Consider the following 16,777-nt stretch of genomic DNA (forward strand, 5'->3'; position numbering starts at 1 on the left):
AAAAGCTGCCGCACGTCGCCGAGGGACGCGGATGCGCCCCTCGGCATGCGTTTAATCCAGCTTGCCTGCGGCCAGATCCTTGCCGAGGACGTACGGCAAGGTGATGCAGGTGGCTCCGTAGTTCATGCCCTCCATCGCGAACGTGTAGGTGCCCGAGTAGAAGTTGCCGATCATGCAACCGGCGTTGAACAGGCCTTCGATCGGCTGATCGTCCTTGTCGAGCACGCGAAGGTCGGGGTCGGTGCGCAGGCCGCCCAAAGAGGTGAGGAAGCCGGGGGAGAAGGACGCGCCGTAGAAGGGGCCGTCGTTCTCGCCGATGGGGATGAGCTTGTCGGCGGTCTTGTAGAAGTCGGTGTCTACGCCCGCTTCGCACATCTTGTTGTAACGCTCGACGGTCTCGATGGTCGCTGCGGGCAGGCCGAGCTTCGAGATCACTTCTTCGCGCGTATCCGCTTTGACGATGCCGAAGCCGTCGGCATCCGTGTCCCAGCGTTCGATAACCTCTTCAGTGGTGAAGTACTCGCCATGAGGGTAGTTGATGGCGCCCCACGGGCCGCCCGCTTCGGCGCGATTGGCTCCCCAGATGCAATAGGCGGTCTTCTCGGGCAGATGCATGATGGTTGCGCAGGCAAGGCCTCCCAACGCGTCCTCGTTCATGAAACGGTGGCCGGCGTTGTCCACCATGAGGCCGGTATGGCTCGTATACGGTTGGTCGCCGGGAAGATTGGGACGGCCGAGCATGATGTTGTTGGGCTCCTTTTGCCATGCGCCGCCCACCCACAGCTCCATTTTATGACCGTCTCCGGGCATGAGCCCGCCCATCCATATGCCCTGGTCGTAATTGATGTCGGTCGTGAAGTCGCACAGCTCGACGGCCTGGGGGCAGTAGCGTTCCATCATGTCCCTGTCGTGGGAGAAATCGCCGGTTGCCATGATGACCGCCTTGGAACCGACGTATTTGGTGAACGTACCGTCGGCGTTGGAGGCGATGACCGCGTCCACGCGTCCTTCGGTGCCGTTGGCGACCCCGCCGCGCACCAGTTGCTCGCCCTTGACGTTCCAACGCACGTCTACTCCCAGGTCTTCGGCGACGTATCGTCCCATCTCCGTTGCGATGTGTCCCTCGCCGTTTCCGATGGAGCCCTTCAACTCGCTGTCGTCAACGTAGAACGCGTGGGCCGCGGGCGGCGTGAACATGGGGTCGCCCTCTTTGTATTCCGGGCCCGACTCGATCGTGGTCTTGATGCCGGCTTTGGCCGCTATGTCGATGATCCAGTTGATGGCTTCCTCGGAGTTGTTGTAGAACTTGTACCACAGGGCCGGTTTGAAGTTGCCGCCGTTGGCCAGGTACTCCTTGCGGTAGAACCACGTGGGATCCATGCGCGGAATGCCCATCTCCTCCATAACCTTCGAGTACACGCCGTTATTGGATCCGCCGCGACTCACGGGTCCCTTCGATGCGCTGATGAGCGTCACCTTCAAGCCGTTTTCAGCGCAGGAAGCGGCGGCCACCAGTCCGCTCATGCCGCCGCCCACCACCACGACGTCGGTTTCGACCGTCTCCGCGATCGCGTCGTCGCCGATGGGGTCGGGTGCGATCTCGAAGCTCCATTGCTGCCCGGCGCTGTTCGCAACCGCCGTCTGAGCGGCATCCGGTTTGCTTTCCGACGTTCCCGTTGCGGGCGAGCATGCGGCCAACGCGCTACCCGCAATGAGGCCCGCGGCGCTCAGCGCCGCCCCTTTGACGAAGCTGCGACGATTCAGATTGCCCTCCATGATGAAACTCCCTTCCTTGGATTGCTTCTTCGGGGCACCGCGCCGTTCGGCGACGTTTGCGCCCCGAGCTGATCGCAGCCTAAACGATCAGGAGAAACAAGACCTCACCCACCCTAGGTGGTTTTTCGTCCAGAAGATCGGACGTCGCGAGTGCCCGGTAAGGAGGTCGAACGGTGCGGTACAATGAGCGCGCGGGGGGCTCGGGCGAGGGGCTCGGCCGCTTGCTATCCGTGCACGGAGGGAGGTGCGGATCGGTGGGATTCGTTCTGAAAAACATGAAGCGAGAGCAGGTGCTGGTTGCGCTTGCCTACGGGTTCTTTTTGGCATGCACCTCGGTAACGTTGTGGGGAGGGTACCTTCGATTCCTGACTGCGCAGGAAAGCCCGGATGCGCTCATGCTCGAGTACTTCGTGCGAACCGCGACGCTTCCGCTGTCGCTTGCGGTTTCCGGGTTGGTTGCCTTTCGTCATCCTAAGGCGAGGCTGTGGCGTTCGCCGGTGTTGGCGTTGGTTCTCTTTCTTGCGGGCGCGCTGCTCGTGGTCTTGCAAAACGGCGGCGTGATCCCGTCCGGTTGGTCGCTTGTCGTAGTGGGCGCATGCTTCGGCTGGGGGAGCGGTCTCATGTTCGGCGCTCTGCAAGAGGTCGTAGCCGCGCAAAAGGTCTTCACGGCGGGCATTGTCGTGTTTGTCGCCGCCGGGATATCGGCGCTGCTGTTTTTCGCCGTCGAAGTGCTGCCGGCGAACGCGGCACCGTGGGCATCGCTGTTCGCGTTCGCGCCCATTGCGGTGCTTCTCACCCGTATTGCTTGGAAGTGCGCGCCGAAAGTGCACCCCATGTTCGATACCGTGCCCGAGCAACGGCGCGATCGGTGCCGCGAAGCTGCTTCCGAATTATGGCGTCCGCTGCTTTGCGTTGCGTTCTCGGCGTTCATCGTAGGCATCGTGCGCGTCGGCTCGCTTGCGGTCGGCGGTTCGATAGGGCAAACAAACGAGAGCAATATGATCGGCTTGCTCGCGGCTTCGGTTGCCCTGCTGGCTACCTGGAAACTCCTGTACGAACGCGTGACGCTTATGCGTCTGTATCAGATACTCTTCCCGCTCACGGCTACGGCGTTTCTGCTGCTGCCGCTTCTTGAGGGAACATTTCACCAGGTGGTTCGCTCTCTCGTGTTTCTGGTGTTTTCGGTTACGTCTTCGCTTATGGTGGTGTCGTGCGCTCGGACGGCGCGCAACCAATCGCTTGCCCCCGTGCTGGTGTACGGCCTTTTCGCCGGCATCGTCTATGCGTGCTCTCTCGCGGGTTCCGTCGTGGGCTTGTACGTGGGCGCGGGTCGAGGCGTCGGGCTGGCGGAGCTGTCGGTTGTCGCGTTGGTTGCGGTCTATGCTCTGTCGGTTGCGATGGTGGCGCCGCATGGAAGGAAGGCGAGGCGCGGCAAGGCGGCCTCGGGGGAAGAGCTGTCCCCTTCGTCCGTCGATGTGGCGGGCGATACGGTGTCAGCCGGCTGCGCGGTTGCGGTCGAGCGATATAGGCTGTCGCGTCGAGAGGCCGAGGTCCTCGATCTCCTGGCGCGCGGACGCGACGTGCCGTATGTAGCCGAGGAGCTGGTCATATCGAAGAACACGGTGCGCACCCATACGAAGAGCATCTTCGCGAAAACGGGAGTTCACTCGCGCCAAGAGCTTATCGACCTGGTGGAGTCCATCGAGGCGTAACCCAACGATACTCAACCATCTTCGGCGCAACGAAACCTGCTCGTGAGGACGGTTCGTGTCAGGATTACGAGCTCTATGTGATGCAGAATCGGGTTTTTGGCAATTCTGCCCGACTACGGTTGATCGGATCGATCGTTTTTTTGAGTTCGGCGAAATGCGAGCTGGGGTTTCTTCGGAACGAATCGGTCTCGGCGTCGGCTGATGTGAGAAAGCATTGCCAAAAACCCGATTCTGCATCACATAGGGCCAAAGATTGGTCGCAGGGTGGCAGCAGGCGCGGGCTGGCGGGCGCGGGCCTGTCCGAGGCATAGCCCGTCGAATCAAAAAGCGCATCGGCCCGGTCCTGGGGGACCCGGTCGATGCGCTTCGGGAGGGGATGCGCCGTGGTGCGCGGCGCGCGGGTAAGCGGGGTTGCGGCTACGCGGCGTCGGTGCCGAACAGGGCGTTCGCCACGGCGAAGCCCTCGCCCTGCACGCCGATGCCGCAGCTGCCGATGATGGTCTCGCCGATGGCGCGCAGGCCGGGGATGGCAGCGCCGCTTTCGTCGAGCACCTGGTAGCTATCGTAGATGTCCACGTTCAGGCCGCCCACGGTGATGTGCATGGCCCAGGTGCGGGGGCTCGCGTAGAACGGCGGGTTCTCGATGGGGCTCTCCTCGGAGAACGTGGTGCGCCCGAAGTCGGGGTCCTCGCCCGCGCGGCATAGCTCGTTGTAGCGCTCAATGGTTGCCGCCAGCGCCGCGCCGCCGCAGCCGATCTGCTCGCCCAGCTCCTCGATGGTGTCGGCGCGGTAGAGTTGCCCCTGGTCGATAAGGCTTTGCAGGTTGTGGCCGTAGCGGTTGACGTCGCCGTTCACGCGGCAGGTGTCGGCATCCGAGATCATGAACATCATCTGGTCGGTCTGCTCCATGATGTGCTGCGTCATCGTGTAGCGGTCCTTCACCTCGTCCATGAAGCGCTTGCCCTCCTTGTTGACGATGGCGCAGTCGATGTCGTCGCCCACGGTGGTCTCGTCGGTGGAGTTCTTGCAGTCGGCGAAGGGGAAGGGCATCTGGGTGTCCATGAGCGCCACGGTGCCTCCTGCGGCCAGGCCCATCGTGATGCCGTCGCCCGTGTGGCCGTATGCGTTCGTCGTGGGAATGTCGGTGCCTTCCTTGAACGGCCACATGGTGTTGTACTCGCGCAGCATGTCGGGGTTGCCCGAGAAGCCGCCCGTCGCCAGAATGACGCCCTTCTCGCCGCGCACGCGGTACGTGGTACCGTCGGGGCCCGTGGCCACGGCGCCCACCACCTCGCCGTTCTCGATGATCAGCTCGTTCGCGGGCGTGTTCAGGTAGATCTCCACCGGGTAGTCGTTCTTTTCAATAGTGTCTTGGTAGAACATGAAGTAGCCCTGGCCGCACACGCCTTCCTTCGGCGACGTCCAGCGCGGCCACGAGTAGCCCACGATGCCGCACAGGTCTTTGAACTGGAAGCCTTCGGACACCAGCCAGTCGTCGAGGTCGGCGATGTTCTCGGCTGTGCGCAGCATCTCGTCGTACTCGCCCTCGCCTTGCAGCTTGTACTGCAGCGCGTGCAGGTAGATGGAGTCGAACACCTTGTCGCTGCCCGAGGCTTTCCAAGCATCGTAATCGGCCTGGAGCAGCGCCACCTGCTCGGGGGTCATCACGGAAGGCGCCTGCGCCAGCTCGTCGGCCAACTCGTTCTCGTAGCTATCGGTCATCTTCTCGCGCAGCTCGTCGGGGGCGTTGATGTACTCCAGGTAGCCGCCGGACACCAGCGCGTTGCCGCCGATAGTGCAGCTCTTCTCCAGCACGACGACCTTCTTCGCGCCCAGGCGGGCAGCGGTCAGTGCGGCGACGGTTCCCGATGCGCCCGAGCCCACGATGACCACGTCGGCGTCGAGCTCCTCGACGGCGGTGGACGGCGCGGGCGGCACGTACGATCCCGCCAGCGCGTTCTTCTTGCCGCCGGCCTGCTTCACGCAGTCGGTGACGGCGTTCTTGATGGCCATGCTGGTCAGCGACGCGCCCGTGATGACGTCGACGTCGAGGGACTGGTGCTCCACGATGGCCGCGGGGATGCGCTCGATGGCGGCGTCGGAGATGAACTTCGTCTCCTCATGCTTCGTGACGGCGACGGCGGTCAGCGCGTCCTCGCTGAACGTGGCCTCCACGTGCACGGGGCCGAACTTGCCCTGGCCCGAAGCGGTGTACGTGCCGGCTTTGAAGCCTTTGGTCGACGCGTTGGCGGTGGGCGCGCAGCCCGAAAGGCCGAAGACGGCGACCGAGACGCCGGCCACGGTCAGGGTCTTCATAAAGCTGCGGCGTGTGAGCCCGTTGAGTCCGAGTTCGTTCATGATGCTCCTCTTCTTAGTTCTCCTGAATCGGTTCGGCCGGCCCGCGTTCCGTATGGCCGCCGTCGCCCTCCCTGGCGAATGACCAGAAGGTACGCCCGCCCGGCGGCCGCGGCAATGCTTTGCGAGGATGAAACCGCGTATGAACTTTGTAACCCGAACTGTAAACCGACCAGGTGGGAAGCTGTTTTTGGAGAAAGCTCCACCCGGCTGCGCGACCGCGTGGCGCGTTTGGTACAATGCCAGCATGCAGACAGCCGAAGGCCATACAGGGGAGCGCGGAGGGGAGCGAGCGGGGGAGCAGGACGCCCCGGTCGACCTGCTGCACGACGCGCAGCGGCGCATCGCCGACCTGCGCTATCTGTCGCTGTGCTTCTTCGGCTTCGCGTTCGTGCGCGCGTGGGACGACATCTCGTTCGCGCGGTTCGCTGCGCTCTATCCCGACAGCCCGTGGTTCGGCCAGGACCTCATGAGCCTGGGGATGCTGCCCGTGTTCATCGTCTGCGTGGTGGCGGCGCGGAAGCTGGCGCCGCTGTATCGGCGCCGCGCGGTCGTGATCGTGGCGCCCGTGTGCATGGTGGCGTCGGTGCTGCTGTACGAGCTGGCGGTCGCGTCGCCGGGAGCTGCGGGCTCGTCGGCGTCGGCGGCCTTCCCGCTCGTCGTGGCCAGCGCGCTGTTGGCCGGCGTGGGCGCGGCGCTGTCCATCCTGCAATGGGCCGAGCTGCAGGCGTGCCTCAACTCGCTGCAGATCGTGCTGTACGTGTCGGGCGCGTTCTTCCTGGGGTCGGTCATCGGGTGGATGACCTTCGGCATGGGCGAGTCGCGCCTGGTGGTGGCCCTGCTCGTGCTGCCGTTGCTGTCGTTCGCGTGCCTGAAGGTGGGCTTTGCGAAGATCCCTGCCGTGGATCTGCCGAAGCGCACGTGGGGCAAGCTGCGATTCCCGTGGAAGCTCGTCATCGTGCTGGGCGTGTACGAGTTCGTCCTGGGCGTGAAGCAGGGCGCGCCGACGTTCCAGAACGACCTGTTCATCTTCGGCGTGATGCTGGCTTCGGCTATCTTATTCATCGTGTCGTACTTCTTCTCGCACAAGTTCGACTTCACGCGGGTGTACCGCACGCCGTTCGTGCTGATGGTGTGCGGCCTCTTGGCCACGCTGCTGTCGTTCTCGTCGAACAGCGCGGTGTCCGACGTGCTCGTGTCCGCCGGTTACGCGCTCATGTTCCTCATGCTGACGGTGCTGCTGTGCGACCTGTCGCATCGCTACGGCGTGTCGGCCGTGCTGCTGTGCGGTATCGAGGAGCTGGTGATGTTCGCCAGCGTGGGCGGCCACCTCGTGTCGGCCGGCATGGCGGAGGGGGTCATCCCGGTGCTGCCCGACGACGCGGCCGTGTCGGTGCCGCTCGTGATCCTCGTGGTGGTGGCCAGCATGGTGCTGCTGTCCGAGCGCGAGTACTCGCGGTGGGGTGCGTCGTTCTTCGGCGTGGGGAAGCTGGCGCAGGACGGCGATGAGCAGGGACGATTCGCCGCGCGCTGCACCGAGCTGGGCGAGCGCTACCGCCTGAGCCCTCGCGAGAAGGAAGTGTTCCAGCTGCTGGCGCTCGGCAAAAGCGCTGCCGACATCGAGCGCGAGCTCTACATCGCGAACGGCACCTTCAAGTCGCACACCCGCCGCATCTACCAGAAGCTCGGCATCCACAGCCGAGCCGAGCTGGACGAGATGCTGCGCGGGGAGTAAGAGCGGGCGCGGGCCGCGCGGCACGCGCTCATCTGCCGAACCCCGTCGCTCGCGTCACGCACTTGGCTCGCGGCAGGATGTTTCCCGTGAAACATTTGTCCGCATCGTGCCTCGCTCGTAGGTCGATTCCCGCATCGCGCCCCGCTCCTGAGTTGCTCTCCCGCACGGGTATTCGCACCCGTCTTCGCCCGAAGCGCACGCATCCGGGCCTCGTAGCGTGTGTTTCGGGCGAAGATGTGCCTCCCGCCACCCCTCCCGCGCAAGTCACCCCAATTGTGACTTTAATGAGAATTAGTATCAATTAGTATTCCATTCCAACAATCGGCCAGGTATGGTGAATCTATCACACAGAGATGCTGCAACGCGCAAGCGGATGCAGCAAAAGGGAAAGGGTCACGCCATGGCCAACGAATTCGATACCACGCGCCTCACGAACGAGGCGGGCAACCCCGTCGCCGACAACAACCACACCCTGACCGCGGGCGAGCGCGGCCCCATGATGCTCCAGGACAACTGGATGATCGAGAAGCTGGCGCACTTCGCCCGCGAGGTCATTCCCGAGCGACGCATGCACGCGAAGGGCTCCGGCGCGTACGGCACGTTCAAGGTAACCGGCGACATCAGCCAGTACACGAAGGCGAAGGTGTTCCAGCCGGGCGCCGAGACCGAGGTGTTCGTCCGCTTCTCCACCGTGGCCGGGGAGCGCGGCGCGGCCGACGCCGAGCGCGACATCCGCGGCTTCGCCATGAAGTTCTACACGCCCGACGGCAACTGGGACCTTGTAGGCAACAACACGCCCGTGTTCTTCCTGCGCGACCCCAAGAAGTTCATCGACCTCAACCACGTGGTGAAGCGCGACCCGCACACCAACATGCACTCCGCGCAGAGCAACTGGGACTTCTGGTCCAGCTTGCCGGAGGCGCTGCACCAGGTGACCATCGTCATGTCCGACCGCGGCATCCCCGCCAGCTACCGCCACATGCACGGCTTCGGCAGCCACACGTTCAGCCTGATCAACGAGGACAACGAGCGCGTGTGGGTGAAGTTCCACCTCAAAACCCAGCAGGGCATCAAGAACCTCACCGACGAGGAGGCCGGCCAGATCATCGCGGGCGACCGCGAGAGCCATCAGCGCGACTTGTTCAACGCCATCGAGCGCGGCGAGTACCCGAAGTGGACGTTCTCCATCCAGGTGATGGACGAGGCCACCGCGAAGAACTACAAAGAGAACCCGTTCGACATCACGAAGACGTGGAGCCACAAGGAGTTCCCGCTCATCGAGGTGGGCGAGCTGGAGCTGAACCGCAACCCCGAGAACTACTTTGCCGAGGTGGAGCAGGCTGCGTTCGCGCCGACGCACCTCGTGCCGGGCATCGGCCTGTCTCCTGACAAGCTGCTGCAGGGCCGCCTGTTCGCGTACGGCGACGCGCAGCGCTACCGCCTGGGCGTGAACCACAACCACATCCCGGTGAACCGACCGCGCTGCCCCTACGCCGAGTTTCATCGCGACGGCATGATGCGCACCGACGGCAACTTCGGCGGAACCATCGGCTACGAGCCCAACAGCTACGGGCAGTGGCAGCAGCAGGCCGACGCGGCCGAGCCGCCGCTGGACCTGTTCGGCCCGATGGACGCATGGGATCCCGCCGACGACCCCACCGACGACACGTTCTACCAGCCGGGCGACCTGTATCGCCTGATGGAAGAGCCGCAGCGCGCAGTGCTCATCTCGAACACGGCCGCGAACATGGACGGCGTCACGGAGAACATCCGCCTGCGCCACGCGGCTCACTGCTACAAGGCCGATCCCGAATACGGCGATCGACTGGCCGCAGCGCTGGGCGTGGACGTTGAGCGCGTGCACGAGCTGGCGCAGATGACTCACGAGGAGCGCATGGCCGCCACCGGCCAGCAGGTCCCCGCCCGCAAGAAGGGCGGTGAGGTGCGCGCCTAGCGCTCGAATGTCCCCAAAGGTGCCGAATGTCCCCAAAGGTGCCTGTCCCCTTTGGGGACATTGGTCCCATGGGGGACACCCAACCAAGCTATTCCGCATACGGCCGCTTCTGCTCATCCCTCTTGCAGAAGCGGCCCGTCTTCGTTTTCGAACAGGAACCGCGCGGCGATCAGCTGCATCACGGATCGCGCACCGCACCCCGCTTGCTGTCGATCGGAGCTACGATCTTCTTTTCAAACGTTGAAAGGAGTCTCCGATGCGGGAAATTTCCGGTTTGGCCAAGTTCGGCTACTTTTGCGTGGGCCTGTTCGGCGGCCTGCTGGGCGTGCTGGCCGCGTGGTTCATGGGCAGGGACGGATGGGGCTGGAGCGAGGGCGGCAAGCTGTTCGCCTGGTTCGGCTGCCTGTTCTGGCTCATCGTGTGGGTGATCATGGTGGTCACCGGCGGCATCGCTGCGTTTTTGGGCATGTTGTTCTAGCCTCATTCCCGACAATTCGGGCGGCTCGATCGTGTTACCCTTTGACGGATCAAGCAGGTTCGACGGAGGGAGCACGATGGAGCGAGGGAAGCGGCAGGCGAATCGGGGCGATGGCCTCACATGGAAGGCGTTGACGCTGTTCGCAGCGCTCGCGACGCTGTTGGCGGCAAGCGCGCTGCTCGGCGCGTGCACCACGCAGCAGTCGACCATCGAGCCAGCTGGCGAGCCGACCAGCGAGCCGACGGGCGAGCGCACCGGCGAGTTCGCAGTAGCGCAGCCGGCCATGCCGCAGAAGGCCTCCGAGGACGATCCCGAGGCGTGGCTCGACACGCTGGAGAAGAACCCCGTCGACCAGCCGTTCGTGGAGTCGCTGTCGGCGTTCGCGTACCGCAGCTCGGCTTCGGTGCTGGGCGGCGCGGCGGACGACGGCGGCGAGCCCGTCGCCGATGATCCCAACCGCATGTATTCCCCGCTCAGCCTGTACTACGCTCTGGCGCTCGCCAACGAGGGCGCCGCAGGCCAGACGCGCGACGAGATCGATGCGGTGCTGGGAGCGCCCGCCGGCGTCAGCGTGCCCGAGCAGTGCGGCAACCTGTTCCGCGTGCTGGCGACCGATCCCTTCTCCACGGTCGATCTGGCGAACTCCATCTGGATGGCGAAGGACAATCCCTTCGAGCAGTCGTTCGTCGACACCGCCACCGGGCAGTTCTACGCCACGCCGTTCTCGGTGGAATTCGGCACCGAAGCCACCGATCGAGCCATGGCCGCGTGGATTTCCGAAAAAACGGGCGGCACCATCGACCCCCAGGTGAAAACCGAGCGTGACCTGCTGCTGTCCATCATCAACACCGTGTACTTCAAGGGAAGCTGGACGGACCCGTTCGATGCGGCGAGCACCGCGTCCGCCACGTTCCACGCCGCCGCGGGCGATGTCGAAACCGACTTCATGACGCAGCGCATCGACTCGCTGCAAGGCTACCGTAGAACCGACGACTTCCTGCGCGCCAGCCTCGCGTTCACGGGCGGCACCATGATGACGTTCGTCCTGCCGAACGAGGGCGTCTCGGTGGACGACCTGCTGTCCGACGAGCAGCGCCTGGCCGAGGCCTTCGCCGTGGACGCCAACGAAGACGAGTACGGCTTCATCACCTACGTGGTGCCGAAAGCCGCCTTCGACACCGAGTTCGATCTGATCCCGGCGCTCGAGCGCCTGGGCATGGAAGCGGCGTTCGACGACCGGGCCGATTTCTCGAACCTCACGTCCACGCCGGCGTACATCTCCATGGTCAAGCAGGAAAGCCACATCGCCTGGGATGAAGAGGGCGCCGAAGCCAGCGCCTACACGAACATCGGCATCAGCGAGATGTCCGCGATGATTCCCGAAGGCGACGAGGTGGAGCTGCGCCTCGATCGCCCGTTCCTGTTCCAAATCACGTCGTCGCAGGGGATCCCCCTGTTCGTTGGCGTATGCGGCAACCCAGCCGCGGAGGCGTAAGTGCCAACGTGCGGGTGCGCGATGCGAGTTGGAGGAGTCTCGCATCGCGCGCCGTGGACGGCCGTGCATCGCTCGAGCGCTACGCCCCCGCTTTCTCAAGCGCTGCTTTAACGGCTTCAACAAAAGCCTTGCTAGTAACGGAGGCACCCGAGACGACATCAATGTCAGGGGACTGCTTATCGAGGACCATCTGCGGAAGCTTCTTGAGTGCTTCGCCGCCGATTTCGGGAGTCTCGCTTTCCTTAAGCACTTCTACGGACTCAATGGTGCTATCGTCCATCTTGATCTTGACGACGATCTCTCCGCCGAGTCCTGACGCCGCTCCTACATACTCGTTTTCGGCAACCTGGTACTCGGCGCTGTCGACGGCATCCGTTTCAGCTCCGAGGGTGTAGCTCAAATCGGACTCCACCTGGCTTTTAGCGGCGTACAAAGCTAGATCGTCCTTCTTTTCCGCCGCGTTCGTGCCGGCTATCTTTCCGAACACGAGACACTCTGTCATATTCGACGCGCCTTGGTAGTTCTTTGACGTGAAACCACCGAATTCGCCGGCAGCGTAAAGATGCGGGATGGGATTGCCTTGTACATCCAGGACCTGCGAATTGGCATCGTGGCGTGGGCCGCCTTGGGTGTTCAGAATGCGCGCTACCATAGGGAACGAGTAATAGGGGCCGGAACCGATTTCCTTCATAGTCGCTGCATCTCGATCGTACTCCCAGTCCTCGCCTTGCTGCGCGTAGAGGTTGTACTTCTCGATCGTGCGCTTCAAGACGGCGGGATCGGCGCCGATTGATCCTGCGAGGGCTTCGATGCTGTCTGCTTGCACAATCAGGGATGCCATTCTGTCGTCTAACTGGTTCGCCTGGGCGATAAGGTCGTAATGGGCCTGATCCATGATCAGGTGATTGTGCTTCGTATGCTGGGGGTGGGGCCACTCGCCGTGCCCTGATACGTGCCCGTGCCTGGTCATGTAGGTCTCGTTCACGTACCGGCTGCCGTCGGATCCCACGAGAACGTAGCTGCCGCCCGTATCGAATCCGGGAATGCCTACGGTTCCATACGGAGATCGCTCGCCCATAGGAGCCTCGAGGCCAGCGCCTCCGAGAAATCGAATTCCCTCGTAGACGCCCATATGCCAAAGATCCGCCCCTGCTTCGAGAACCATCGAGATGCCGTCGCCCCGGTTGTACAACGTGCCGATGGGGTTGTAGACGGCAAGTCCCAGATAGTCGTTCACCATGCGCGGGTTGTTCTCAAAGCCGCCGCATGCTAAGACGACGCCATTCCGTGCCCGGATGTTGAGCGGGGTGCCTTTCCGTTCGATGGCTACGCCGAGTATCGTCAAGGTGTCCGGATCTTGGATGAGCGCGGTGCCGGGAGACTCGTACCACACGTCGATCTGGTTTTTCTCCTCATACACTTTGTCTCGGTACAGGTTCCATAGAGCGGCATCGGAGAATTTGCCGTTGATGGTTCCCACGTCGACGGCATCGCTGCCTTCGAGTTCGGGAAATTCGGGAATCCCCCAGTTCCAAGCTGCCTGCCCTTTGAAACTCGTCACCTTCTCGATGCCGTATTCATTCACGAGGATGCTCGGTATCTGAACCATGCCGTCAACGAGCGCGCGCAGGACGTCTTCGTCATACTCGATGCCTCCCGATAGCGCTTCGTAGTAAGTCAAGAGTTTATCCTCGTCCCCTTCCTTGCCGAACGCGATGCATTGGGCGCAGTAGCGGGTGTTGCCTCCTTCGTGCCCTTCGGGTGCGACGTCGAAGAGCAGCACCTCTGCGCCGTTCTTCGCTGCGTAGTGAGCGGCAACCGCTCCCGCCCCGCCGAACCCCATGATGAGTACGTCGTATTCGCCGTCCCACTTGACCGTATCCGCGTAGGTGTACGAACCCGACTGGGCGGTTGCCGTCTGTGCTGGCGAACAGCCCCCAAGTGCTCCGATAGCGGCAGTGCCGAAGATTCCTGCAGCGGCTCCCTTGAGAAAATTGCGTCGCGTGAAACTGCTTTCCGGCGTTTGATTCTCGACCACGATAGATCCCCTTCCTGCTGATTCGAGCAGTCCTTCAGTTTGTTTCTTTATACGAACGCAGGCGCTTGCTGGTTAGCAAGATACGCGCAAAGGAGAAAGGGCGATATAGTATAATGTGAAAAACGAAAGGGTGTAATTTGGTCTTCTGACCAGTTGAGGGCTCTGTTATTGGATTTTTACCAACGCGGGAGGGGGCGACTTGTGTGTTTGCACAAGTCGAGCGCACATGTCGATGCTTTCAATAAGGGCAGAATCGACACTGCTGCCCATGGTGTACGAGTGCGTCGACATGCAGCAGTTCATAGATGCCGCTGCGGCGCTTATAGGAACCCCCATCCGCTTTTCGCCTGACAACGATTTGGAGCTTGCATTCACTTCTCCAGGTTATCCAGCATCCGACATTGACGATATTCGTCAATTGCTCGCGAACGACGAGTTGGCGTTCCATACATTCCTCGACGTCGTTCGCAAAGCCGACAGCCAGAGCAAACCGATCTACCTCTTTGATGGAAATGAGGTAGGAGGCGATGTCGGAAACGGCAGGGTCGAGAAGATATTCTGCAATATCGCGATCGGGACACGTTACTACGGAAACCTGTCCATCCCCCGAGCGGATATACCCCTCGAGACCGTTGACGGAGATCTAGTCGCGACGATAGCCCATCTGGTTGCCCTCATGTGCGCGGCTCATGGTGTAGGAGGATTCGAGCGCACGAACGAAGATGCTTTCAGGGCGCTTCTCTTCGGGGCGGTAACGAATTCCGCGCAGCTTGCGTTGCGCGTGAGGGATTGGAAGGCGTACGAAAACAGGGAGTGGAGGCTGATTTGCGTTGCCTTGTCCGAAGACAGGCCCGAATCGTTTCTTCGCTCGGCCATCCAGAGGATTTTTCTCGATAGCCCCGTTGTTTCGAAGGGAAAGACGATCAACGTACTGTTCGATATCGCGGACGGCGACATCGATTCGTCAACGGAGGACAAGCTCCGTGAGCTTGCCTATAGTTTCAAAACCGTTGTGCTTGTCAGCGGCTCGTTCGATGACGTCCTTTCGTGCTTGGACGTGCATTCGTGTATGCAGAGCTTTCCTCAAATGAGAGACCCGGAGCCTGGAATGTTGGTCAACTGCGATCGCTACAAGGAGTTCTCCTTGTTCTGGTATTCCAAGCTGCCCCCGCATGAGCTCGAAAGGCTTATGCACCCGGCGATTTTGGCCATGAGCCGCTACGATGAGGAAAACGGTACCGAATATCTGAAAACGCTTCGCACGTATGCGGAGTCGAACAAGAACGTCGTTGAAACGGCGCTGAATCTTTCGGTTCATGCCAACACGGTCAATTACCGTGTCAAACGGATACGAGAGCTATTCGACATCGATCTTTCGGATGCAGACACGCTCTTTGAGGTAATGCTTGCGTTTCGCCTGCGTGACTTCATCGGGTGAAACGAAACGAACCCCGGATCGGGGTTCGTTTTCATATGCGGATGGTGCCCGAGGCGGGATTTGAACCCGCACGTCTAGGACAACGGTTTTTGAGACCGCCGCGTCTGCCATTCCGCCACTCGGGCGCATCACGAAAGTATACCGGATGCCCCGGTGCCCGTCGAGGAGAAAATGCTGCGCACCGGCGACAAACCTTCGGCGACAATCGCTCAACATATGCATGATGCCCTGGCGTGTCGATTCGGCAACGGTCATAATGGGGTGATCTTCGCCGCGCGGCCATGCTGTCGCGCCGGCACCAACAAGCGCACGCGCACCGAGAGTCGGGAGGCACCTATGGAGCACGAAGAACTGACCAAGAAGATCGACGCGTACCTCGAGGACAACTGGGAGACGATGGTCGACGACATCGCGACGCTCGTCCGCATCCCCAGCTTCCAGGAAGAAGACAAGGCGGCCGAGGGCGCGCCGTTCGGCCCCGGCCCGAAAGAGGCGCTCACCGCGGCGCTCAAGCTGGCGGGCGACATGGGCTTCAAAACGCACGACGTCGAGGGCTACATCGGGTTCGCCGACTTTCCCGGCAAAAGCGAGACGCAGCTGGGCATCATCGGCCACATGGACGTGGTTCCCGCCGGCCCCGGCTGGACCTTCGAGCCGTATGCGGTCACGCGCAAGGAGGGCTACCTCGTCGGACGCGGCACGCTCGACGACAAGGGCCCCAGCGTGGTGGCGCTGCACGCCATGAAGTTCTGGAAGGATATGCAGGATGCCGGCGAGGTGCCGGAGTTCCCCTACACGATTCGCTTCCTGTTCGGCGCGAACGAGGAATCGGGCATGGCCGACGTGGCGTACTACCACAAGCACTATGAAGACCCTGCGTTCCTGTTCACGCCCGACGCCGAATTCCCCGTGTGCTACGGCGAGAAGGGCGGCTACGACGGCGTCATCGCCAGCAAGCCCATCGCCGACCGCGTGGTGCTCGAGTTCACGGGCGGCGCGGCCACGAACGCGGTGCCCGGCATCGCCGAAGCCGTGGTGAAGGCCGACGCCGCCAACCTGCCGAACACCGACCGCATCACCGTGACGGCCGACGGCGAAGGCCGCGCGAAGCTCACCGCCGCCGGCAAGGGCGCCCACGCTTCCATGCCCGACGAGGGCGTGAACGCCATCGGGCTCATCGTGGACTACCTGCTGGAGCACGACCTGTGCACCGCCGACGAGCGCGCGTTCTTCGAGCTCGACCAAAAGCTGCTCAACCACACCGACGGCGGCGGCATCGGCATCAAGAGCTCCGACGAGTACTTCGGCCCGCTCACCGTCATCGGCGGCACCATCAAGATCGAGGACGACCGTTTCGTGCAGACGCTCGACAGCCGTTTCCCCACGTCCATCACGGCCGACGAGATCAGCGAGCGTCTGCGCCAGCTCACCGACGAAATCGGCGGCACGTTCGAGAACACGCTGCTCATGGTGCCGTTCCTCGTGAAGCCGGACAGCCCGGTGATCCAGGCGCTGCTGAACGCGTACAACGAGGCCACGGGCGAGGACGCCAAGCCGTTCACGATGGGCGGCGGCACGTACGCGCGCGAGTTCAAGAGCGGCGCCAGCTTCGGCCCCGAGAAGCCGTGGATCAAGGATCCGGAATGGGTCGGCATGATGCACGGTCCCGACGAGGGCGTCAGCGAGGACCTGCTCAAACAGTCCTTCAAGATCTACGCGCTCACGCTCGATAAGCTCATGCAGCTCGACCTCCAGTAACGATTTTCGTACGAACGCCCCGGCGGCCGCGCGCTGCC

The 16,777-nt window shown here is 62.7% G+C and carries 10 protein-coding genes and 1 tRNA gene; 7 read left to right on the top strand and 4 right to left on the bottom strand.

The window, feature by feature from the left end:
- Window positions 1–51 precede the first annotated feature (51 nt).
- A complete protein-coding gene (locus tag C1A15_RS03045) occupies window positions 52–1,776 on the bottom strand; it encodes an FAD-dependent oxidoreductase (protein ID WP_101721204.1) in 1,725 nt (574 codons plus the stop codon).
- A gap of 254 nt (window positions 1,777–2,030) precedes the next feature.
- Here C1A15_RS03045 and C1A15_RS03050 point away from each other — a divergent pair, with 254 nt between their 5' ends.
- Window positions 2,031–3,488, top strand: coding sequence for a helix-turn-helix transcriptional regulator (locus tag C1A15_RS03050; RefSeq protein ID WP_245864892.1), 1,458 nt, complete (start codon window positions 2,031–2,033; stop codon window positions 3,486–3,488).
- A gap of 417 nt (window positions 3,489–3,905) precedes the next feature.
- On the opposite strand, the gene C1A15_RS03055 is transcribed toward C1A15_RS03050, so the two are convergent.
- Entirely contained in the window at window positions 3,906–5,846 is a 1,941-nt protein-coding gene (locus C1A15_RS03055) for an FAD-dependent oxidoreductase (protein ID WP_180952976.1), read from the bottom strand.
- 244 nt (window positions 5,847–6,090) lie between these two features.
- Between C1A15_RS03055 and C1A15_RS03060 the strand changes: the two genes are divergently transcribed.
- The 4 genes from C1A15_RS03060 (at window position 6,091) to C1A15_RS03075 (ending at window position 11,505) form a co-directional block, all read left to right on the top strand.
- Window positions 6,091–7,578 carry a helix-turn-helix domain-containing protein gene (locus tag C1A15_RS03060; RefSeq protein ID WP_180952977.1) on the top strand — a complete coding sequence of 496 codons (1,488 nt, stop codon included), beginning with the start codon at window positions 6,091–6,093 and terminating at the stop codon, window positions 7,576–7,578.
- Window positions 7,579–7,978: 400 nt separating this feature from the next.
- Complete coding sequence (locus C1A15_RS03065) at window positions 7,979–9,532, top strand: catalase (protein ID WP_101721206.1); 1,554 nt, start codon at window positions 7,979–7,981, stop codon at window positions 9,530–9,532.
- Between the two features lie 256 nt (window positions 9,533–9,788).
- Window positions 9,789–10,010 (top strand): hypothetical protein, encoded by a 222-nt coding sequence (locus C1A15_RS03070; RefSeq protein WP_101721207.1) that lies wholly within the window; start codon window positions 9,789–9,791, stop codon window positions 10,008–10,010.
- A gap of 76 nt (window positions 10,011–10,086) precedes the next feature.
- Window positions 10,087–11,505, top strand: coding sequence for a serpin family protein (locus C1A15_RS03075; RefSeq protein WP_101721208.1), 1,419 nt, complete (start codon window positions 10,087–10,089; stop codon window positions 11,503–11,505).
- A gap of 79 nt (window positions 11,506–11,584) precedes the next feature.
- On the opposite strand, the gene C1A15_RS03080 is transcribed toward C1A15_RS03075, so the two are convergent.
- Window positions 11,585–13,543, bottom strand: a complete 1,959-nt coding sequence (locus C1A15_RS03080) for an FAD-binding protein (protein WP_101721209.1) — start codon at window positions 13,541–13,543, stop codon at window positions 11,585–11,587.
- A 226-nt stretch (window positions 13,544–13,769) separates the two neighbouring features.
- On the opposite strand from C1A15_RS03080, the gene C1A15_RS03085 reads away from it, so the two are divergent.
- On the top strand, window positions 13,770–14,981 hold the full coding sequence (locus C1A15_RS03085; RefSeq protein WP_101721210.1) for a PucR family transcriptional regulator: 1,212 nt from the start codon (window positions 13,770–13,772) through the stop codon (window positions 14,979–14,981).
- Between the two features lie 42 nt (window positions 14,982–15,023).
- Here C1A15_RS03085 and C1A15_RS03090 read toward each other — a convergent pair.
- Window positions 15,024–15,106, bottom strand: a tRNA-Leu gene (locus tag C1A15_RS03090).
- Window positions 15,107–15,317: 211 nt separating this feature from the next.
- Here C1A15_RS03090 and C1A15_RS03095 point away from each other — a divergent pair.
- Window positions 15,318–16,739 carry a Sapep family Mn(2+)-dependent dipeptidase gene (locus C1A15_RS03095; RefSeq protein WP_101721211.1) on the top strand — a complete coding sequence of 474 codons (1,422 nt, stop codon included), beginning with the start codon at window positions 15,318–15,320 and terminating at the stop codon, window positions 16,737–16,739.
- The last annotated feature ends 38 nt before the right edge of the window (window positions 16,740–16,777 follow it).

The organism is Eggerthella timonensis (genome assembly GCF_900184265.1).
In the GTDB taxonomy this organism is placed as follows: domain Bacteria; phylum Actinomycetota; class Coriobacteriia; order Coriobacteriales; family Eggerthellaceae; genus Eggerthella; species Eggerthella timonensis.